The 20,875-nt window shown below is 62.0% G+C and carries 16 protein-coding genes; 8 read left to right on the plus strand and 8 right to left on the minus strand.

Annotation, left to right across the window (positions count from 1 at the left end):
* The 3 genes from shc to recN all read right to left on the minus strand — a co-directional run bounded on the left by shc (position 1) and on the right by recN (position 5,470).
* Positions 1-2,034, minus strand: coding sequence for a squalene--hopene cyclase (gene shc, locus C4S68_RS04165; RefSeq protein WP_103931716.1), 2,034 nt, complete (start codon positions 2,032-2,034; stop codon positions 1-3).
* Between the two features lie 249 nt (positions 2,035-2,283).
* Positions 2,284-3,318 carry a 4-hydroxy-3-methylbut-2-enyl diphosphate reductase gene (locus C4S68_RS04170; RefSeq protein WP_103931717.1) on the minus strand — a complete coding sequence of 345 codons (1,035 nt, stop codon included), beginning with the start codon at positions 3,316-3,318 and terminating at the stop codon, positions 2,284-2,286.
* Between the two features lie 445 nt (positions 3,319-3,763).
* On the minus strand, positions 3,764-5,470 hold the full coding sequence (recN, locus tag C4S68_RS04180) for a DNA repair protein RecN (protein ID WP_103931719.1): 1,707 nt from the start codon (positions 5,468-5,470) through the stop codon (positions 3,764-3,766).
* A gap of 256 nt (positions 5,471-5,726) precedes the next feature.
* On the opposite strand from recN, the gene C4S68_RS04185 reads away from it, so the two are divergent.
* The 6 genes from C4S68_RS04185 to C4S68_RS04210 all read left to right on the plus strand — a co-directional run bounded on the left by C4S68_RS04185 (position 5,727) and on the right by C4S68_RS04210 (position 11,374).
* Positions 5,727-6,536 carry a MotA/TolQ/ExbB proton channel family protein gene (locus tag C4S68_RS04185; protein ID WP_103931720.1) on the plus strand — a complete coding sequence of 270 codons (810 nt, stop codon included), beginning with the start codon at positions 5,727-5,729 and terminating at the stop codon, positions 6,534-6,536.
* Positions 6,536-6,949, plus strand: coding sequence for an ExbD/TolR family protein (locus tag C4S68_RS04190; protein WP_103931721.1), 414 nt, complete (start codon positions 6,536-6,538; stop codon positions 6,947-6,949). The genes C4S68_RS04185 and C4S68_RS04190 overlap by 1 nt, the downstream gene beginning before the upstream one ends.
* A gap of 42 nt (positions 6,950-6,991) precedes the next feature.
* Positions 6,992-7,783, plus strand: a complete 792-nt coding sequence (locus C4S68_RS04195) for a TonB family protein (RefSeq protein WP_103931722.1) — start codon at positions 6,992-6,994, stop codon at positions 7,781-7,783.
* Between the two features lie 140 nt (positions 7,784-7,923).
* The gene (locus C4S68_RS04200; RefSeq protein ID WP_235011334.1) at positions 7,924-9,255 is read left to right on the plus strand and encodes a translocation protein TolB; all 1,332 of its coding nucleotides are present in this window, start codon (positions 7,924-7,926) and stop codon (positions 9,253-9,255) included.
* A 165-nt stretch (positions 9,256-9,420) separates the two neighbouring features.
* Positions 9,421-10,206, plus strand: a complete 786-nt coding sequence (locus C4S68_RS04205) for an OmpA family protein (RefSeq protein WP_235011335.1) — start codon at positions 9,421-9,423, stop codon at positions 10,204-10,206.
* A gap of 211 nt (positions 10,207-10,417) precedes the next feature.
* The gene (locus C4S68_RS04210) at positions 10,418-11,374 is read left to right on the plus strand and encodes a tetratricopeptide repeat protein (RefSeq protein ID WP_235011336.1); all 957 of its coding nucleotides are present in this window, start codon (positions 10,418-10,420) and stop codon (positions 11,372-11,374) included.
* A gap of 78 nt (positions 11,375-11,452) precedes the next feature.
* On the opposite strand, the gene C4S68_RS04215 is transcribed toward C4S68_RS04210, so the two are convergent.
* Positions 11,453-12,490 carry a dihydrodipicolinate synthase family protein gene (locus C4S68_RS04215; protein WP_103931724.1) on the minus strand — a complete coding sequence of 346 codons (1,038 nt, stop codon included), beginning with the start codon at positions 12,488-12,490 and terminating at the stop codon, positions 11,453-11,455.
* Positions 12,491-12,545: 55 nt separating this feature from the next.
* On the opposite strand from C4S68_RS04215, the gene C4S68_RS04220 reads away from it, so the two are divergent.
* Complete coding sequence (locus tag C4S68_RS04220) at positions 12,546-13,049, plus strand: hypothetical protein (RefSeq protein ID WP_103931725.1); 504 nt, start codon at positions 12,546-12,548, stop codon at positions 13,047-13,049.
* Between the two features lie 72 nt (positions 13,050-13,121).
* On the opposite strand, the gene carB is transcribed toward C4S68_RS04220, so the two are convergent.
* The 3 genes from carB to C4S68_RS23765 all read right to left on the minus strand — a co-directional run bounded on the left by carB (position 13,122) and on the right by C4S68_RS23765 (position 17,881).
* A complete protein-coding gene (gene carB / locus C4S68_RS04225) occupies positions 13,122-16,409 on the minus strand; it encodes a carbamoyl-phosphate synthase large subunit (RefSeq protein ID WP_103931726.1) in 3,288 nt (1,095 codons plus the stop codon).
* The gene (carA, locus tag C4S68_RS04230) at positions 16,409-17,545 is read right to left on the minus strand and encodes a glutamine-hydrolyzing carbamoyl-phosphate synthase small subunit (protein ID WP_103931727.1); all 1,137 of its coding nucleotides are present in this window, start codon (positions 17,543-17,545) and stop codon (positions 16,409-16,411) included. The genes carB and carA overlap by 1 nt, the downstream gene beginning before the upstream one ends.
* Positions 17,546-17,749: 204 nt before the next feature.
* Positions 17,750-17,881: a hypothetical protein gene (locus C4S68_RS23765; RefSeq protein WP_268807254.1), complete on the minus strand. Its 132-nt coding sequence runs from the start codon at positions 17,879-17,881 to the stop codon at positions 17,750-17,752.
* A 302-nt stretch (positions 17,882-18,183) separates the two neighbouring features.
* Between C4S68_RS23765 and C4S68_RS04235 the strand changes: the two genes are divergently transcribed.
* On the plus strand, positions 18,184-19,125 hold the full coding sequence (locus tag C4S68_RS04235) for an alpha/beta hydrolase (RefSeq protein ID WP_103931728.1): 942 nt from the start codon (positions 18,184-18,186) through the stop codon (positions 19,123-19,125).
* A gap of 347 nt (positions 19,126-19,472) precedes the next feature.
* Here the strand turns inward: C4S68_RS04235 and C4S68_RS04240 are convergent, their stop codons facing one another.
* The gene (locus C4S68_RS04240; RefSeq protein WP_103931729.1) at positions 19,473-20,789 is read right to left on the minus strand and encodes a DUF1501 domain-containing protein; all 1,317 of its coding nucleotides are present in this window, start codon (positions 20,787-20,789) and stop codon (positions 19,473-19,475) included.
* Positions 20,790-20,875 lie beyond the last annotated feature (86 nt).

Here is a 20,875-nt window from a genome sequence, read left to right on the forward strand (position 1 = left end):
CTAGATGCCTTCCGCAGCTTCCTTTTCCAATGCCTTCTTGTACGTCGTCAGTGCGAGGAGCGGGAAGTATTGCTTGTACAGGTGGTAACCGAGGTAGAAGACCCGCGGAAAGCCGGTGCCAGTGTAATAACTCTCGCCGTTGCGGCCGGCTGCGAGTTCTGACCAGCTTCCATCATCCTGCTGGCGCTCAATGAGCCAGCGGATTCCCTTCGCGACAGAGTCGGAACGAGTGTCGTTCGCTGCCAGCAGCCCAAGGAGTGCCCATGCCGTCTGCGATGGGGTCGAGGGACCAGTGCCGCGCAGGTTCGGATCGTCATAGGTCCCGCAGGTCTCGCCCCAGCCACCGTCGGTGTTCTGCACCATGCGAATCCACTCTGCTGCCTGCTGTACCGCGGGCTCGTAGGTGTCGAACTCCATCGCGCGAAGGCCACGCAGCACGAGGAACGTGCCGTAGAGGTAGTTCACACCCCAGCGGCCGAACCATGCGCCATCCGGCTCCTGCTCCTTGAGGATGAACTGCACGGCCTTCTCGACCCGCTTGTCGCGGCGCGTATAGCCGTAGGCCGCCAGCATCTCGAGGATGCGGCCGGTGATGTCCACCGTCGGCGGATCGATCATCGCGTTGTGGTCAGCGAACGGGATCGACTCGAACATCCGCTTGGTGTTGTCCTTGTCGAACGACGCCCAGCCGCCGGACTTGCACTGCATGGCGAAGACCCATTCGACTGCGCGTTGGGTCACTTCGTGCTGGTAGCGCTCGCGAGGATTGTCGACGCACTTCAGCGCGAGGAGCACTTCGCCAGTGTCATCAACGTCCGGCTGGTGATCGTTGTTATAGAAGAAGCACCAGCAGCTGGGATCTTCGATCTTGACGTTGTGGGACCAGTCACCCTTGTAGCGAATTTCTTTGGACAGGAGCCAGTCGGCAGCCTTGACCAGGCGCGCATCGGTGCGCGGAAGCTCGGCTTCGCCCAGGGTCGAAAGCACCTGCGCCGTGTCCCACACCGGAGAGAAACACGGCTGCATACGGAAGGTCGGTGTCGGGTAGTTCGGCTCGCCTTCCGGGAAGTCCAGGCCGAGCTTCTCGAACTCGTCCATCGCCCGGATGAACTGCGGATCGTCGGGTGAGTATCCGAGGTAGCGCAGCGCGATGATCGCGTTGAGCATGGCCGGGTAGATCGCACCCAGTCCATCGGACTTCTCGAAGTGATCCAGCATCCACTTCTCGGCCTTCTTCAGAGCCATCTTGCGCAGCGGACGGATGTGAACGCGCTCTGCCAGGTGGGCCACGCGGTCAGTAAAGATGAAGAAATTGCGCCAGCTGAAGGGGTGCTTCTTGTCCCAGCGCAGATGCAGGTCCGACTTGTCGCGCCCACCAACGAACAGTTCATCGATTCCCTGCTCAGCGGGGATCTTCTTGAACGGCTTCTTCGCGTAGATGATGGACAGCGGAACGAGGATGGCACGCGACCAGGCGCTGATCTCGTAGATGTTGAAATAGAACCAGTCCGGGAAGAGGACAATCTCGGGCGGTACCGCCGGGACGGCGTCGTAGTCATACGCGCCGAAGGCACAAAGGTACATTTTGGTGAAGGTGTTGCACTGCACCACTCCGCCGAGCTTCAGAACGCTCTCGCGGGCCTTGACCATGAACGGCTCGTCGGCTTTGTGCCCCATGAGCTTCAGCGCGAAGTATCCCTTCACGCCGTAGTTCACGTTCGACGGTCCGCCGGGGTAGTTGCTCCAGCCGCCATCGTCGTTCTGATGGCGAAGAATCTCGTTGCGCGCGCGCTCCAGGCGGCCGGGATCACCGGTACCGAGCAGCTTATGCATGTAGATATAGTCGGCCTCGAGCATGACGTCTGCTTCGAGTTCACCGCACCAGTAGCCGTCCTCGTGCTGCTGACCCAGCAGCCATTCTGCGGAGCGGTTGATGCCGCGCTTGACCAGGTCAATCGAGAGGTCGAGTCTGCCAAACCGGGGCTGGCTGGGAGTGTGGGGCGTACCGGACGGGTTCTGGGGTAATGTGCTCATTGGCGACAGGCGGAACCGCTCGTCTAGCTCCGAGGTTCCATGGGAACCCATGTGCATTGGACAGACGAGACGTCCGTCCGGTTTCGTACTATTCAACCCTGCGGCCGCTGGAACCCGGCTATCTTTCGATGATCCGATGCGCCACAAAAGGAGCCTCTTAGAGGCAGGCTGCTGCCGAAATACCCGCAACCTGGAGGCTCAAACGATGCCAGCGGTCAATTCACCGGCACCCGAGTGGATCTGGTAAAGCTATGCCTGCGCCGCGGGACGCGCTGGCGTGATGGCCTGCACGATCTCCGGCGGAAGACCGAAGCGAACATTCTCCGGCATGACCTCAACCTCTTCAACCGAACCGTATCCCTTACCCTGCAGATACTGGACGACTTCCTGCACAAGGATCTCCGGAGCGGATGCGCCTGCCGTGATGGCTACCGTCGCGACGCCTTCGAGCCAGCGGGGCTCAATGTCCTGAGCCTTGTCGATCAGGTGTGAGTTCGTGCCGAGATTCATGGAGACCTCGACCAGGCGGTTTGAATTCGAGCTGTTGCGTGAGCCGACCACGAGGACCAGGTCTGCACCGTGCGCCACGTTCTTGACCGCTGTCTGGCGGTTCTCGGTGGCGTAGCAGATGTCCTGCGCATGCGGGCCGGCGATATTCGGGAACTTCTTCTTGAGGGCCTCGATCATCGTTCCCGCCTCGTCCAGCGAAAGCGTGGTCTGGGTCAGGTAGGCGACCTTGTCGGGATCAGGAACGACCAGCACGTCAACTTCGGCGGGCGTCGAAACGACCTGGGTCACGGTCGGAGCCTCACCCTGGGTGCCCTCGACCTCTTCGTGGTCGCGATGGCCGACCAGTACGAGCGAGTAGCCCTGCTTGGCGAACTTGATGGCCTCGAGATGAACCTTGGTGACCAGCGGGCAGGTCGCGTCGATGACCTTGAGGTTGCGCTCCTTGGCGCGCTGGCGGACGGCCGGCGAGACGCCATGCGCGGAATAGATCACGCGCGCGCCCTCGGGCACTTCGTCCAGCTCGTTGACGAAGATTGCGCCCTTCTGAGCGAGATCGTTGACCACGTAGCTGTTGTGGACGATCTCCTTGCGGACGTAGACCGGAGCGCCGAAGGTGTCCAACGCGATCTGGACGATATCGATGGCGCGCACCACGCCGGCACAGAAGCCACGGGGCTTCAGCAGCAGGACGCGCTTGGTGGCGGTGGCGGTTCCGCCCGTGCTTTCCTGATTTTCCTGGGGGGCTGCGACGGGGTCGACGAGGGTGTTAGTCACTCCCCAAGTATACCCAAAGTGGTCGGAGTTATGCGTTGGGGGCACCAGCAGCGGTGCAAAACTTTCGTATCCCGAGGCAACCCGGCGCGGACACCCGTGTTGCGATATCCGCGCTCCAGGTCAAAGAGAACGAACTACATCTCCCCGCCGCACTCCGTGTGGCGGCAGTCGCAGGACAAGGTCATGGTGTCACTTGAATCTTCGCAAAGCTGGCAGCAATACTTTTCGCCTGGGGGGCAGGTGCAGGTACACAACTCGTGGGCGCACTTCGTCGGCTCGGACATGGAGATCTCCTCAGAACTGGTTTCGATTGAAACGATGGTTCTAGCTGGCGGAATTGCTGGGGATGCTGCCCACATCATAAACGCATGCTGCAGCGACGATGCAAGCACCTTTCGCATCCCGCGTTGAGTCGTGCCAGCTGCCGCGTTCTGTGGCGAAACCGTTAGCGTGCCTGCTCAAGCATCTTTTCCGCGTGACGAAGCGACGTATCGGTCAGTTCGGCCCCGGAGAGCATTCGCGCAATCTCTTCAACGCGCTCGTTGGGGTCGATCTGGCGCACGCCGGTCTGGGTACGGCCCCGCTTTTCGCTCTTCTCGATGAGAAAGTGCTGGTCGGCAAAGGCCGCGATCTGTGGCAGGTGCGTGATGCAGATGACCTGCTGTACGCGTGAGAGCGCCTTCAGCTTCTGCCCAACTGCCTCCGCCGCGCGGCCACCAATGCCGATATCGATCTCGTCGAAGACCAGGGTGCGTGGTAGCTGCGTCTTGCGCCGTCGGGCAGAGGCGTTTTCGCCTTCTTCGACGGAGACCTTCAGCGCCAGCATCACGCGGGAGAGTTCACCGCCCGACGCAACCTCAGCCAGAGGCTTCAGCGGCTCGCCAGCATTCGTCGCGATCGTGCAGGAGACGGTGTCCCAGCCCGCCGCGCTCCAGTGGGAGGTCTCCTGTCCTGGTACAACTTCGACGGCAAAGCGAGCGCTCATAGCGAGCTCGTTGATGTTCCTCTCGGCAGACTTCGCCAGCTTCTTCGCCGCAGCCTGGCGCTGTGCGGTCAGGTCGTTCGCGGCGGCCTTGTACATGCCCGCGGCCACGGTGAGCTCGCGCTCGAGCTGTGCCTGCCGCTGCTCGCGATTTTCCATCTCGCCGAGCTTGCGCTCTGCGTCCTCGCCAAATGCGATCACGGCAGCGAGACCGGTGAGCGAGTCAAAGCTGCCGTACTTGCGCTTCAGGCGATCGAGGATGGCGAGTCGATCCTCGATATCTTCGAGTCGCTCGGGAGACGCCGTTACATCGCCGGCAAAGTCACGCAGCGTCGCTGCGACGTCCTCGACGGAGGCCTTCGCTGCCGTGAGTTGCTGCACCGTCTCCGCGAACTTCGGTTCGAACCGGGCTAGGTCTTCGACGTGGCGGATCGCTGCCCCCAGGAGAGATTCCGCCGAGACCTCGGCCTCGTAGAGGATCTCCTGAGCAGCATTTGCGGCCGTAAATAAGCGTTCGGAGTTCGCGAGGACGCGCTTTTCGGTCTCGAGCCGCATGTCCTCCTCGGCATCTTCGATCTTTGCCGCGCTGATCTCCTTCGCCTGGAAGCTCCACAGGTCGATGAGACGCAGGCGATCCTGATCGGCGGCGCGCAGCTCCGCGAGGCGGGCTGCGATCTCCTTCCAGCTGGTATAGGCCGCCGCGGTGAGCTCCGTGGTGATGTCCCCGTAGCGGTCAAGAAGGAGCCTCTGTTGTTCGGCGTCGAAGGCGATCAGCGTCTCGGACTGGGCATGCACCAGCGCCAGCTCCGGAGCCAGGGCGCGCAGCACTCCCACAGTTGCGGGCTGGTTGTTGATGAAGACTCGCCCTTTGCCAGTCGCGCCGATCTCGCGGCGAAGCAGAATTTCCTCGCCCTCGGGGTCGATGCCGTTGGCTTCAAGGATCGCCTCGGCTCCTGCAGTGGACTCGAAGACGCACCCGAGAACAGCCCGCTCGGCCCCATGACGCACGACGTCACTCGAGCCCTTGCCGCCGAGCAGAAGGGCCAGCGCATCGATCAAAATCGATTTGCCGGCACCGGTTTCGCCCGTCAACAGGTTCAGTCCCGGGCCAAATCCGGCGACCGCGTGGTCGATGACAGCGTAGTTTTCGGCGCGAAGTTCCAGCAGCATACGGTATGACAGGCAGTTTCACCGTGAGCATAGCAGGGCCGCTTGTGAGAGCGAGCCCCATGTGCATGCGCAGATACCTGAGAGCCAGGTTCCAACGTTCTCGCGCGACTGTCCGGGCAAATTTGCGTCGAACCTCAAGAGCCATACGGCTCAACGGTCTGCGATTACCATCCAAAGATCAACGGGCTCTGCGCTGTATTGCATTGCAGGCGCATCACAACAATCGAGTTACGACCTACGAGTACACTGGAAGCCGATGAACCTGTACGCTCTCGCCCTTTTCCTTCAAGACTCGCCTGCCGCCAGCCCGCTTGGCCCTGCGCCCGCAGGCGCTCACCAGAGCGCGCTGGTGGAGATGCTGCGCAACTCCGGCCCGGTCGCCGACGCGGTCCTGATCGTCCTGCTGCTGGCCAGCATCTTCTCGTGGGCGATCATGATCTCCAAGTGGCGCTTCTTCCGCTCGGCCGATACGCAAAACCGCCGGTTCGTCCGCGCCTTCCGTAAATCCGGCCGGTTGAGCGAGATTGCCGCGCTGGCGGACCAGTTTCGCCCCAGCCCTCTGGTAGAGATCTTTCGTGAGATCCACGACGAGTATCAGCGCCAGGGTGGCCGCGGCGTACCTCCGAACCCGCAGGCCCTGGAGCGCGCGGCGCTCACGGCGGCAAGCGAGTCGCTGACGCTGATGGAAAGCCGCATGACGTGGCTCGCCACGATTGCGCAGTCGGCCACCTTCATCGGCCTGTTCGGAACGGTGATGGGCATCGTCGACGCCTTCCATGGCCTGGGCACGGAGGGCGCTGCCTCGCTGCGCGCCGTGGCTCCGGGCATCTCGGAGGCGCTGATCACCACCGCTGCGGGCCTGATCGTAGCCATCCCTGCCCTGGTGGGCTACAACCAGCTGACCGCGCGGCTGCGCGAGTTTGCCTCGCGCATGGATGACTTCGGCCGCGAGCTGCTCAATGCCATTGAGAACGCTGCGCTGATGAGCAGCCAGGGACGTGACGGCTACTCCGGAGTCCATCCCACCGCGATCCCGCAGGACGATCCAAGGCGGAGGGGCTACTAATGGCCTTCTCGATGCGTGGCCGGACACAGACGGCGCTCGCCGAAATCAACATCACGCCGTTGGTCGACGTAGTCCTGGTGCTGCTGCTGATCTTCATGCTCACCGCACCGGTGCTCCAGTCGGGCATCCTCGTGGCGGTTCCTCAGACGCGGACCGTCAACCAGCTTACAGAGGTCCACACCGTCATCACGATCGACAAGGATCGAAACGTCTACCTGCAGGACAAGCTGGTCAACGTAAATGAACTTGCGGGAGCCTTGAGCGCGCTTCCCGCGACGCCCGACACCAAGCGGGTGGTGTATGTCCGAGCGGATCAGAGCGTCCCGTTCGGAGCCTTCGCTTCGGTGATGGACGCGGTGAAGAGTGCAGGCGTCACGAACATCAGCATCGTGACGCGGCCGGTAGAAAAGTAATCGCAGAGCACAGAACAGCGCCAGTTCGACTGGGAAAGAACGATGAGCACGACCGTAATCCAGCATCGCAACATCGCCACCGAGGAGCGTTTCGGCGGAGGGATGGGCTTGTCGATCACGCTGCACCTGCTTGTGGTGGCGGGCGTTGGTGCGGCTGCCTGGACCGGCCTGATGCTGCATGATCGCTGGGGTGGCCCCGAGGCCAACGCCGGAGCGATCCAGGCCTCAATGGTCTCAGCGATCCCCCTGCCCCAGAAGGCTGCGCCCGTTGAGAAGTCTGTGCTGGCGACGGAGAATGCGAGCGAAGCCCCTGCACCTCCACCAAAGGTCGAAACACAGCCTCCACCCAGGCCTACGGACATTGAGGTCAAGGCCAAGACACAGCCTGCCAAGATTGCGCCCATCCCCGCGCCCGCGCCACCCAAGCATCCGCAGCCCACACCGGATACCACCAAGGCCGCCAGTGGTGAGGTCGCCACACAGCTGCCCATGTCCGTGACCCAGGTGAAGAACGGCACGGCAAGCCTCACGGTGCCCGACCGCGTCTATGGTGCGCGTTATGCCTACTACTTTGGGATCATCGGCCGCAAGGTTGCCCAGAGCTACTTTACCGACGGGATCAGCGCGATCGCATCCAATGGCAAGAGCGCCGTGGTCGTCTTTGACATTGAGAGGGACGGCACGGTGCAGAACCTCAGGCTTTACCAGCGAAGCGGCTCTCCGACGCTAGACGCCGCGGCGATGGCCGCCATCCAGCGCATCGATACCTTCGGAAATCTTCCAGCGGGAGACCACATCACTATCGAATACAAGTTCGACTTCCACACCCAGTGAGCGTACGGCGGCGCCGTCCAACCGCAGAGACGTGGACCTAAGTTGTTGTCTTCCAAGCAGCTGATTCCCACCGGAGCAGCGTCTACCATTTTAGAGAGGAGATCGCCCTGAATCTCGACAGCGTGAAAAAAGCCAGTACCTTGACAGCCAGTACAGTCCTTCTGGCGGCGTTGGCCTGCGGGCATGTCGCCTGCGCGCAGGACTGGTACCAGATGGAGATCAACAAGGGCGCTGCGGACAAGATTCGCGTCGCTGCGGCGGACTTCAAGCCGCTGAGCGCCGATCCGCAGGCGTCGTCGGAGAAGCGCGTCTTCGACACAACGCTCTTCAGCGATCTCAGCTCGGCAGGCATCTTCGACATGGTTTCGAAGTCGATGCAGCCCACGGCTACTCCCGGCTCGCAGCAGGAGATCAGCATCGCGCAGTGGGCCTCCGCGCCGACCTCGGCGTCGATGGTGGCTTTCGGCAACCTCAATGTCAGCGCCGGGAAGCTCGTGGTCAACGGCTTCCTCGATGACGCGAAGAACGCCCAGTACCCGTTGATCTTCACGAAGATGTATACGGACGAAGCCACCGACGATGCTGCCCGTCAGGTCGCCCACCGCTTCGCCGATGAGATCATCTTCCGCTTGTCCGGTGGCGTCCCCGGCATCGCCGAGTCGAAGATCTACTACGTTCGGCTGATGGGCGACGGCGTCAAAGAGATCGCCGAGATGGACTTCGACGGCGCCAACCAGCATATTCTGACGCATCTGGGTACCGATGCCATCTCTCCTCGTGTCTCGCCCGACAATTCGCGAATTGCGTTCAGTGCCCTTTCCCGCGATGGCTTCCAGATCAAGATGTACTCGCTGTTGCTGAATCGTCCCGTCGCTTTTCCGACGGCTGGCGGTTCGAATATCTCTCCAGCCTGGGGTCCGGGTGGGAGCCAGCTTGCCTTCTCGTCCTCACGTTTGGGGCGCAACGATATCTGGGTCTCCGACCCGCAGGGAGCGATGGCTCGCAGGCTCACCAGCTTCGGGTTTGATTCGTCTCCCACCTGGAACCCGAAGACCGGTTCGCAGATCGGGTTCATTAGCGGACGGACGGGGCTGCCGCAGCTCTACACAATGGATTCGGACGGCTCCGGGGTCACGCGTATGACCGATGGCGGGTACGCTTCCTCGCCCTCCTGGTCACCGAACGGGCAATTCATCGCCTTCGCGTGGGATCGCAAGTACGGTCCGGGTGCGCCGGGCGGTCAGGATATCTACGTGATGGAGGTCGCAACCAAGCGATGGATCCAGCTAACGAACGGAATCGGGCGCTGCGACTTCCCCACCTGGTCCCCTGACGGTCGCCACATTGCCTTTGCAAACTCCCCCGACGGCCGCGCGAATCATACCCGGATCATGGGGATGCTTGCAGATGGAACTGACCGGAAAGCACTTACGGGTGCAGGCGCAGATATGCCCAACTGGAGTTGGAAGTAAATAGTTTCGATATAATGAAATAGTATCGTACTCCGATACTGAAACCTTTGGCGCGGTCTGGCTCACCGCGCAAAATACTTCGGGACCGGGCAGCTACTGCGGGCACCGCGAAAGCGGATAGACCAATGGGACTGCAAATCTTGCAACAATCTAAGGATGATGCTCATGGCGAACGAACGGAAGACTGAGTTCATGAACGGGCAGAGGATGCGGACGGCAATCGTCGCCGGCGCAGCCGCTCTGCTGATGCTGACGGCGGCGGGCTGCAAGAAGAAGGTCAATGACCTGCCCCCGGCGAATACCGAGGCGCCCAGCAGCGTTCCGGCCCCGACGGCCTCCATTTCGGCGGACCCGCTGGCAATCGACCTGGGCCAGTCCGTGGTGCTGAACTGGAGGACAACGAATGCCACGAGCGTGAGCATCGACGGCATCGGCCAGGTGAACGTCAACGGCACCACGACGGTGTCTCCAGCGAACTCGACCAACTTCCACCTGGTCGCGAAGGGTGACGGTGGTACGACGGAGGCCAACGTTCGCGTCACCGTGCGAATTCCCGAGGCGCCTACCGGGCCTACAGGAAACGACGACGGCAATATGGGTTCCGAGGCAGAGTTCAAGGCCAACGTGAAGGATCTCTTCTTCGACTACGACAGCTACGAGCTCCGGCCCGACGCCCAGTCCTCGGTGTCATCTGCCGCTCGCTACCTGAACGCTCACCCCGCGGTGAAGGTGTTGGTCGCCGGCTACTGCGACGATCGCGGCTCCGCCGAGTACAACATCACCCTGGGTGAGAACCGCGCCAACTCGGCCAAGACCGCTCTCGTGAATGCCGGCGTGTCTCCGAATCGCGTCCGCGTTGTGAGCTATGGCAAAGAGCGCCAATTCTGCACCGAGGAGTCCGAGAGCTGCTGGCAGCAGAATCGCCGGGATCAGTTCTCACTCGACCGCTAACCGTTACGCCGGGCCGGTCATCTCGACCGGCTCGGCGCGGAACTTCGTGCAGCAATCTCCATCGTGGCGCGCGTCTTCTGAGTTCCGACTGACGTGCGCCGCTTGCCTTACAGGCGTCCCATTGTGGACGATGGTTGCAGAGATTCTTGACGCCGAGCGCACCCGCCTTCAGCTCGTTTCGCTGCAACCTGCCCAGGAGTGAAGACCCCCGATGATGACCCAACGCCAACTCCGCACCACCTTTCGAAGCACAGCAGCCCTCGCAGTTCTGGGACTGAGTCTGTGCACGACACCTGCCCATGCCGTCAATAAAGACATGGTTCAGCTGCAGACGCAGGTGCAGGAGCTGCAGGACGCCGTTGCCCGGCTGACCCAGGCCAATGACGAGCGCATGGGCGTTCTGAAGGACCTGGTGCAGCAGACTGCCGACTCCGTGAACAAGATGGCGGTGACGGTCAACGGACTCCAGCTCAAGCTGCAGAATGTGCAGGATGCAGAGTCCGCGAAGCATGACCAGCTCTCCGGCCAGATGCAGTCGTTGAATGATTCGGTAGACGAGTTGAAGGCCCGGCTGAATCGGATGGAGAAGGCGCTTGCTGATGTCCAGAGCCAGCAGGCTGCGGCAAACTCGATCCTGCAGGGGCTTCCGCAGGGCGTCCAGCAAGGTGCGCCGCTGCCGGCGTCCGGAGGCGCTCCTGCTCCTGTAAACCCTCCACAGGGGGGCTTCGGCGGGCCGGCCCCCTCAGCGCCGCAAGCCGGAAACGACCCCGGCACGCAGTCGCCAAGCCCCGGGCTGTCGGCCGGCGACATGTACCACACCGCGTACGGTGATTACGTTACGGCCAAGTACAGCCTGGCGACGACGGAGTTCACGAACCTCATTCAGGCTTATCCGAACGACAATCTCTCGGGAAACGCCTATTTCTACATCGGCGAGATGAACCTGCGTGGCAACAAGCCCAGCCCTGCCATCAAGGCGTATACGCAGGTCATCGACAACTACCCCGACAACTCCAAACTTCCTGCAGCCCGTCTCCATCGTGCCGAAGCGATGATCGCCATGAAGCAGCAGGAGAATGCCCAGCGCGAGCTGCGGGCGCTGATTCAGCGCTATCCCAACTCCCCAGAGGCAGTCCAGGCCCGTACCAAGCTCGCTTCCCTACGCTAAGACGCTGAGTGAATGACAAAGGCCACGGCGATTGCCGTGGCCTTTGTCGTGACTTCATGCAGCGCCTCGGGGCGGAGCTCAGTTCCTGACGCTTCCCAGTGCCCGCTCAACGAGCTCTTTATCCGACGCCGTCAGCGGCACACGAGGAAGGCGTGGTGGGCCGCCGTAGTAGCCATTGAGGTCGCAGCCATACTTGATCGCGGCAATGCCTAACGCCGTTGCAGCGTCATCGACAGAGGCAAGTCGAGCCGCCTTGAGCGCGGCTAGCGCGGGGTCGCCATCCTTGAAGGCTGCAAAGACCTCGTGGCAGCCCTGCGGAGCGGATGCCGCGAGCGATGGCATCAGCCCGGGAACGCCAGCCTGCAGCAACTCCACGGCCCCGGTGATGCGGCCTGCGGCGATGATCTGAAAGCCAACTGCTCTGGTTCGCGTCTTGATCGCCGGGGCGGCAGGCGCAACCGCAACCGCGGTTCCACCCACTTCACCGATGGTAACGAGGTTCGTCTGCACCGGTTCCACCCGTAGCATTCGGCGCGTCACCGGCTCAAAGATCGTCGTTACTGTGACATCGCGACGAATTTGGGCTGCGGCGGTGATGGCGGCAAATCGGTCCACGGTCAGGGCTGCGTCATACAGCCCGAGAACATTTGGGTGATGCGCCAGAGCCGCGGCCTCGGCGACGGACAGTGTCGCCCCGATGTTTGCGTCGCTGTAGAGCATGACAGGCAGCGGCGAGCCATCCGCGATAGCCCGGAACCACACGAGGCGCTCCTCCTGCTTAAGCGAGGCGGCATCCAGAGGCGCGGACACAAGCACGGCGTCGAAGCCTGCGGCCTCCGCCTGCACTGCGATGGCAAGCGCGGACCTTACGCTCGTCCGTGGAAGCCCAGCGACGAGCACCTTCTCCTTCGCCGCGCATTCGACGATCGAGGCCAGAGACTCGGCGATCTCATTGTCGGAAAGCCCGTCGCCCTCACTGCCCGGGGCAAATGCGACCAGGGCTGAAGCAGGAGTCAGCGAATAGCGGCGGACGTTGTGCTCGAGCTTCCGCAGGTAGCTGCGCTGGTCGAGGTAGAACGGCGCGGTCAATGGGACGTGGATTCCGGATATCAACATAATGTGTCATTCCCAGTTTAGTCCGGTGCATCCTAATCTGAGAGACGGGTGTTCGATGAGCGGCGGAGCTGAGGATAAATACAACAAGTCAATGGGTGACCTGGGGCGCGAGGCATCGTGGTTCGCGGGCCATAACCTCATCGCCGTGTTCGTCGTCTTGGTTCTCGTTATCGGGGTCGGCATCACACGTCCAGATCCGACTGCCGCCGGCCCGAAGCTCACCCTCACCGCGTTGAGCTTTGCCGTCGCCACCATCGTCGGCGCACTCGTGGCCCGGTTTACGGGCAACAATGGCGGCCGGTACGTGTGGATTGCAGGATTGATTGTGTTACTCGGCGCTTCGGTGTGGGTCATCGATCTGCAGACCGGACCGGGACTCTGTGCCGAGTGTGGCCCTGGGCATCTCCTGCTCAGAATCTGGCGCACCTTCTTCGACTTCTATCATGGCAGCGGACTCATGGATGGTGCGGGTCCGCTCGTCGGCTGCTGGATTCCGGTCGCGATGGTCGGCTACGCCATAGGCTCTGCGCTGGGAGCGACGAAGCGCGTTGAAGTCTAGCTGAAGATCCGGGTTCAGTTAAAAATGAAGCGGCGCATCCGATGGGATGCGCCGCTTTGCGTTGGAGTGAGTCTACTGAGTGACCGGGACGGCAACGCGCGCGGCATGCAGCTCCTGCAGCGACTCAACCGTCACCTTGCCTCGTTGCAGTGCGGCGATGCCTTCGGCGGCGGCGTGCGCGGCAGCCAGCGTGGTGATGGTCGGGATGCGGGCATTGACTGCAGCTTTGCGGATCGCCTGCTCGTCGAAGACCTTCTCCTGGCCGCGGGGCGTGTTGATGATGAGCTGGATGCGATCGCCCTTGATGAAGTCGACCACGTTGGGGCGGCCTTCCTTCACCTTGAAGACGCTCTCCACCTGCAGGCCCGCGTCTTCGAGCAACTCTGCTGTGCCGTAGGTCGCGACGAGCCGGAAGCCCATATCGACGAACCGCCTGGCGAGCGCCGCGACGTGCGGCTTGTCATGGTCGTTGACGCTGAAGAAGACGGTGCCACCGGTCGGGAGCACCTGGCCGGCGGCCATCTGGGCCTTGGCAAAGGCTTCGCCGAAGGTCTTCGCAACGCCCATGACCTCGCCGGTCGAGCGCATCTCCGGCCCGAGGATGGGATCGACGCCCTGGAACTTGCCCCATGGAAAGACCGGGCTCTTGACGAAGTAGTGGTTCCCTGTCGAGAGATCTTCCCCGCTCGCCACCGCATCGGGCAGCAGTTCAATGAGCTTGCGGCCCGTCATCAGGCGCGAGGCGATCTTCGCAAGCTGCACGCCGGTAGCCTTCGAGACATAGGGCACCGTGCGCGAAGCGCGTGGGTTCACCTCGATGACGAAGACCTTGCCACGCTGCACGGCGAACTGGAGATTCACCAGACCCACGACGTCCAGCGAGAGAGCCAGCTTGCGCGTGTACACGCGGATCGTCTCAAGCACATCGGCCGTCAGATCCACCGAAGGCAGCACGCAGGATGAGTCTCCTGAATGAATGCCGGCTTCCTCGATGTGCTGCATGATGCCGGCGATGACCACATCTCTGCCATCGCAAAGAGCGTCGACGTCGACCTCCATCGCGTCCTCGAGGAAGTGATCGATGAGGATCGGCTTGTCCTGCGAGTACTCGATGGCGCTGGTCATGTAGCGGATGATGTCGGCGTCGTCATAGGCGATGACCATGGCGCGGCCGCCAAGCACGTAGCTTGGACGGACGAGCACCGGGTACTCGACTCGACGGGCACCCGAGAGTGCCTCGTCGACGTTGGTCGCGATGGCTCCCTGCGGCTGAGGAATCTGGAGTTCCGTGATGAGCTTGCCGAAGCGCTTGCGGTCTTCGGCGAGATCGATCGACTCCGGGCTGGTGCCGATAGTGGGCACGCCCGCATTCTTCAGGGGCATGGAGAGGTTCAGCGGAGTCTGTCCGCCGAACTGCACGATCATGCCGATGTCTGCACCTGCGGCGGCCTCGTGCTCATATACGGCGAGCACGTCTTCGAGCGTCAGGGGCTCGAAGTAGAGACGGTCCGAGGTGTCATAGTCGGTCGAGACGGTCTCAGGATTGCAGTTGACCATGATCGTCTCGTAGCCGTCTTCGCGCAGCGCAAACGCAGCATGGCAGCAGCAGTAGTCGAACTCAATGCCCTGCCCGATGCGGTTCGGCCCCGAGCCCAGGATGATGACCTTCTTCTTCGCGGTCGCCTGGAACTCGTCCTCCTCGTCGTAGCAGGAGTACATGTAGGGCGTGAAGCTCTCGAACTCGGCGGCGCAGGTATCGACAAGCTTGTACACCGGCTTGATGCCGAGCTCCTGGCGTAGGGCACGCACTTTGGTGGCGCCGTCCTTCTCGTCGAGTTTGAGCGCGGCCGCGATGCGCGCGTCGGAGAGGCCCATCCGCTTAGCGGAGCGGAGAGTCTCTTCGTCGAGCTTGCGGTAGCCGATCGCCTCGACGGCCTTCAGCTCATCCGCGATCTGCTTCATCTGGTGCAGGAACCAGGGATCCATGGCGGTGAACTTCACCGCTTCGCGCACGCTCATGCCATTGTCGAAGGCATAGCGCAGGTACGAGAGGCGATCCGGGTGCGGTGTCACAAGACGCTGGCGAAGGCGGCGCGGATCGATGTCATCCATCACGCCCTTCTTGCCGGTCTCAAGCGAACGCACGGCCTTCATCATGGCTTCCTTGAAGGTCCGGCCGATGGCCATCACTTCGCCGACCGACTTCATCTGCGGGCCCAGCGTCTCATCGGCGCCGGGGAACTTCTCGAACTGCCACTTGGGAATCTTCACCACCACGTAGTCGATGGTGGGCTCGAAGCAGGCCGGCGTGGCCTTTGTGATGTCGTTCTGCAGCTCGTCCAGCGTGTAGCCGACGGCGAGACGCGCCGCAATCTTCGCGATCGGAAATCCGGTAGCCTTCGATGCCAGCGCTGACGAACGCGACACGCGTGGGTTCATCTCGATGACCGTCATGCGGCCGTTCTGTGGATTCACCGCGAACTGCACGTTGGATCCGCCGGTCTCGACGCCGATCTCGCGAATGACAGCGATCGAAGCGTCACGCATGCGCTGGAACTCACGGTCGGTGAGCGTCTGCGCCGGCGCTACGGTGATCGAGTCGCCGGTGTGCACGCCCATCGGATCGAAGTTCTCGATCGAGCAGATGATGACGACGTTGTCCTTCAGGTCGCGCACCACCTCCATCTCGTACTCCTTCCAGCCGAGTACGCTCTCTTCGAGCAGGCACTCGTGGACAGGAGAGAGGTCGAGGCCGCGGGTCAGGATCTCAATCAGCTCTTCACGATTGAAGGCGATGCCTCCGCCTGAGCCACCGAGCGTGAAGCTGGGACGAATGACCACCGGGAAGCCCAGCACGCCAGCGAACTCAAGACCGTCGCGAAGGTTATTGATCAACTTCGACTTGGGCATGTCGAGGCCGATCTTGGTCATCGCGTCCTTGAAGAGCAGACGGTCTTCGGCCTTCTTGATGGCCTCCAGCTTGGCGCCGATGAGCTCCACCCCCAACTCGTCGAGCACGCCTGCATCGGCGAGATCGACGGCGAGGTTCAGCGCGGTCTGTCCACCCACGGTCGGCAGCACGGCAAACTTGCCGAGCTTGGGATCGAGCAGCCCTACCTCGCGGCGGAGGATCTCCGTGAGGTAGGTGATCGTCAGCGGCTCGATGTAGGTGCGGTCGGCAACGTCCGGGTCCGTCATGATGGACGCCGGGTTGGAGTTCACCAGCACGACCTCATAGCCTTCGGCCTTGAGCGCCTTGCAGGCCTGCGTGCCGGAGTAGTCGAACTCAGCGGACTGCCCGATAACAATCGGACCGGAGCCGATGACCAGGATCTTTGCAATGTCATTCCTGCGTGGCATTACTTCTTCCAATCCTCCATCAGCGTCCGGAACTGCTTGAACAGGTAGTGCGAGTCATGCGGTCCGGGTGAGGCTTCGGGGTGATACTGCACGCTGAACATCGGGTCGGTCTTGTGCTTCAGGCCGGCCAGCGTCTGGTCGTTCAGGTTGATGTGCGTCTGCTCGACGTCGTCGGGCAGGGTGGCGGGATCGACGTTGAAGTTGTGGTTCTGCGCGGTGATCTCGACCTTGCCCGTCTCGAGGTTCTTGATGGGGTGGTTGCCGCCGTGGTGGCCGAACTTCAGCTTGTAGGTCTTGCCGCCCAGCGCAAGGCCGAAGATCTGGTGCCCGAGGCAGATGCCGAAGATCGGCTTCTTGCCCTGCAAGTCCTGGACATTCTTGATCGCGTAATCGAGTGGCTCTGGATCGCCGGGGCCGTTGGAGAAGAACACGCCGTCCGGATTCATCGCGAGGACATCCGCAGCGGACGTCTTGGCCGGGACCACGGTGACCTTGCAGTTCTCGCGGGCCAGCATGCGCAGGATGTTCTGCTTGATGCCGAAGTCATACGCCACGACGTGCAGCTTGTCCTTCGCGGTGGCATCGTTGGCCGGCAGGAACGCGTCGCCGGTCTCATTCTTCGGCTCGGACGAATCCCAGGTGTAGCTCTGCTTGGTCGAGACGACGCTGGCGAGATCGGTGCCGCTCATCACGTGCAGTGCGCGAGCTTTCGCCACCAGCGCGTCGGGATCAGACACGTTGGTCGACAGGCAGCCACGCAGGCAGCCGTTGGCGCGCAGGTGCCGCACCACGGCGCGGGTGTCGATCTCGGAGATGACAGGAACACCGGTGCGCTCGAGGTATTCGTCAGCGACCTCGGTCGATCGCCAGTTCGAACTGACCGGCGAGAACTCTCGGACGACCAGACCTTCGATGTACGGGCGCACGGATTCGGCGTCAGAGGGGGATGTGCCGTAATTCCCGATGTGGGGATTGGTGAGTACGACGATCTGACCTGCATACGAGGGATCGGTAAAGATCTCCTGGTAGCCAGTCAGCGATGTGTTGAAGACCACCTCTCCGACGCGCTCCACGGCAGCGCCGTGAGCCTTACCGCGGAAAAGGCGTCCGTCTTCGAGGGCAAGGATAGCCTGCATGGGCTCTCCCCTTTCGGGCGGATTCAATCGATTTTAGCAGTCCAGAGAGAGGAATGCAGCGAGGGGGCGAGTTTCCGCCAATTTGTTTCGCGAAGTTCACGCGAAGGGTTCGCCCGCACAGTCTCTTGGATGAGCTTCCACTCTCTCCAGACGCACAAAGGCCCGGCAAACTGCCGGGCCTTTGCTTGGACGAGATGGCCGGGACTAGCTCCAACGGCAATGACGGTGGTGGTGGCTATACCAGCAGTGCCTGTGGCGATGCTCCTGTGCCTGGGCGGGATTGAAGGCGCCTGCCAGCAACAGCAGCGCAGCGAGGGAGAGGAATACACGCTTCATGGGATGGTTCTCCTGGTTGGGGCACACCTTGTAGAGTCTGCGCCTGTGTTCGAAAGCTTTGCGATGAACGAGTGACCGGATTCAAGCTCTGCTCAGGAGGTTCACCACCTCCAGCCCGTCGATGTCTTCAACGCTAGTGGGTAAGAGACAAAACTCCGTTCCTGGGTTTGCCGTGGAGAAGGGTTTATTCCCGTAAAGCTCGAATGGTGCGGATTCGCTTATACAGCGTGGTTCGCGTGCAACCGCAGCTGCCTGCACCGCATCAATGCGACGGCGCGTGAGATGCTAGAAGAGTCACGAGCATGTCCAGCCGAACCTCCCAGCGCAGCCCCTCCACCCGACAGAAGCCCGCCCGCCCCGAGGCGTCTGCCACTCAAACGCCGAAGCAGGTGTTCGAGATCGTGCATCCGCTGTGGATCGCGAAGATGCTGGGCGGCATGGTGGTGCTTGCGCTGTTTTGTGCGCAACTGCTCGTCTGCTACGTGTTCTACAAGACGCAATGGCAATATGTGCTGAAGCCCTCCCGCGCGGTGCTTTCCACGCCGGCCAGGGACGGTCTCGCCTTCGACGAAGTTCGCTTCGGCGTGGACGCATCGGGCGAGCCCCAGCTTGATGGCTGGTGGATGCCTGCGCCTTCGAGCGCGGCGAATACAGTCCTCTTTCTGCACTCCGGCGACGGCTCGATGAGCGACGCGCTCCCATCAGCGCAGATGCTTCATGACTCCGGGCTCAACGTGCTGCTCTTCGACTACCGCGGCTTCGGCAAGAGTGGTGGGCGTCATCCGACGCAGCAACTGATGCAGACCGATGCCGAGAACGCCCTGAACTACCTGAGTGGGACCCGCGGGATCGCCCCGAAGCAGATTGTGGTGTTTGGAACAGGCCTGGGCGCTGCGATCGCTGTGCATCTATGCCAGAAGCATCCTGAGATTCCTGCGCTCGTTTTGCTGAACGGTGATGGTGACCTGCGTGATCGCGTAGAACATGACCGCCGCGTGCGGATCGTTCCTGTCGGCATGCTCTTCGATCAGGATTTCGCGCTGGCGGCTCCCCTTGCAGCGCTCACCACGCCGAAGCTGCTGATCTCGACGAACAGCAGCCGCGCCCCTGTCGCGTTCTCTGGCGCGCATGATCCGAAGACCACCGTCGAGTTAAACGTCGGCGACACTGCTGCAATACATGCTGCGCTGGCACGCTTCCTCGACCAATATGTCGCGCAACCGACACCCGTTCTCGGGAAATAGTCCAGTTCCAATCGGCTTTTCGCTTTTCTCCTGTTCGCCGCCCTAAAGGCATAGCGCCCCCGGTGTTCCGGGGGCACTACGAAAGGTAGGGGAGGGTTATGCGGATAGGGGAAGCCGGTTGCCGATGGGAGTGCTGGGCCGGCTATCTGGTTATGCCGCGCTCATCGCGCCGCACATGGAATATGACGGTAATATCCGGGAAAAGTTGTGTGGACAATGGCCCTTTGGTGGAACCAATCGTGCCACTCTGGAACGTTGCCTGAATCCTGCCGCCGTTTCGTGATCCTTTTGTAATTGCGATCAAACTTCGTGCCCGTGATCGCCATCACCCGCCCTGGCTGCAGGCGTTACACGAAGTTCAGGAACGTCGACTGGTTGACCTTCGAACCGGGAAAGACGCGTTCCATATCGCGGGAACCGAGCGATCGGAACGCGGCTTCACCCAGCACATTGCGGAAGTCCGTCGTCACCTTGAGGTCGCGACCTTCGTTAAGCTGTTCGTTCGAGAGCCCAGGCCACTTCCCGTAGACCTTGCCACCTTTTACCTGTCCGCCCAGCACGAACATCACATTCGCATGTCCATGATCGGTGCCACCGGTACCGTTTTGCCGTGCGGTGCGGCCGAACTCGCTCATGGTCACCAGTGTGATGTTCTCGGCTTCGTCTCCCATGTCGGTCCAGAAGGCGGCAATCGACTTCGAGAACTCCGTCAGACGATTGGCAAGCTGGCCCGTCGCGGCTCCCTGGTTCTGGTGCGTGTCCCAGCCGCCGATGTCGGCAAAGGCGGCTTCGACGCCAAGGTTCGCCTTCATGAGTTGAGCAATCTGCTTGAGGCTGTTGCCAAAGGGGGCGTTGGGATAGTTCGCTCCAGCAGCCGGTGTGTAGTGTGCCGGGTCTGCGGCCTTCAGCATTCGCACGGCCTCAAAGGTCTCCTGCCCGGTCCCGTGCAGCATCGCGTCGGTACTCTGGTCGTACATGGCCTGGAAGGCATTTGAGATCGGCGACGTCTGCGGCCCGCGGCCCGCGACCGAAAAGTCCTGAAGGTTGGCAACGGCGATTGCCGGGATCTTTCCCTGCAGCGTGCGCGGGACCTGCGTGCCCAGAGCCACCGCGCGGAAGGCTGTCGCATTCGACTGCGGTGCATCGATGAGAGCGCGATTCAACCAGCCGTCCTGCGTTACTTTCACGCCGGGCGTGCCGGACTCCATGTAGTCCTGGGCGTCGAAGTGGGAGCGGGATGGGTCAGGCGAACCTGCGGCGTGGATGATGGCGAGGTGACCCTGGTCGTAAAGCGGCTTCAGGGGAGCCATCGAAGGGTGCAGGCCAAAGAAGCCATTGAGATCGACGACATCCTTCTGCTGGATCGCGATCGAGGGCCGCATCGCGTAGTAGTTCTTCTCGGCATAGGGTACGACGACGTTCAGGCCGTCGCAGGCCCCGCGCTGAAAGACGACGACGAGCTTCTTGTTCGCAGCCGCGGCGCGATCCATCTCTGCGTAGATCGACCGCGTGAGGAACGCCGGAACCACCGAGGTTCCCACCAGGGCCAGAGCGCCATTGCGCATGAAGGCCCGGCGGCTCACACGGTTGCGACGCTCCAGATCTCGTCCGTGCATGTCACATCCCCAGTCGCTCGAGTCGGTGAAGAGGTTCCTGATGGACATGGGGTCTGCTCCTTGGTGGTGCTGTGTATCGTGCCCGACGAGCCTTTCGGCTCCGTTGCTGTTGATGTTAACGCCGCCGGCTGGCA

This window comes from Bryocella elongata (assembly GCF_900108185.1).
Taxonomy (GTDB): Bacteria; Acidobacteriota; Terriglobia; order Terriglobales; family Acidobacteriaceae; genus Granulicella; species Granulicella elongata.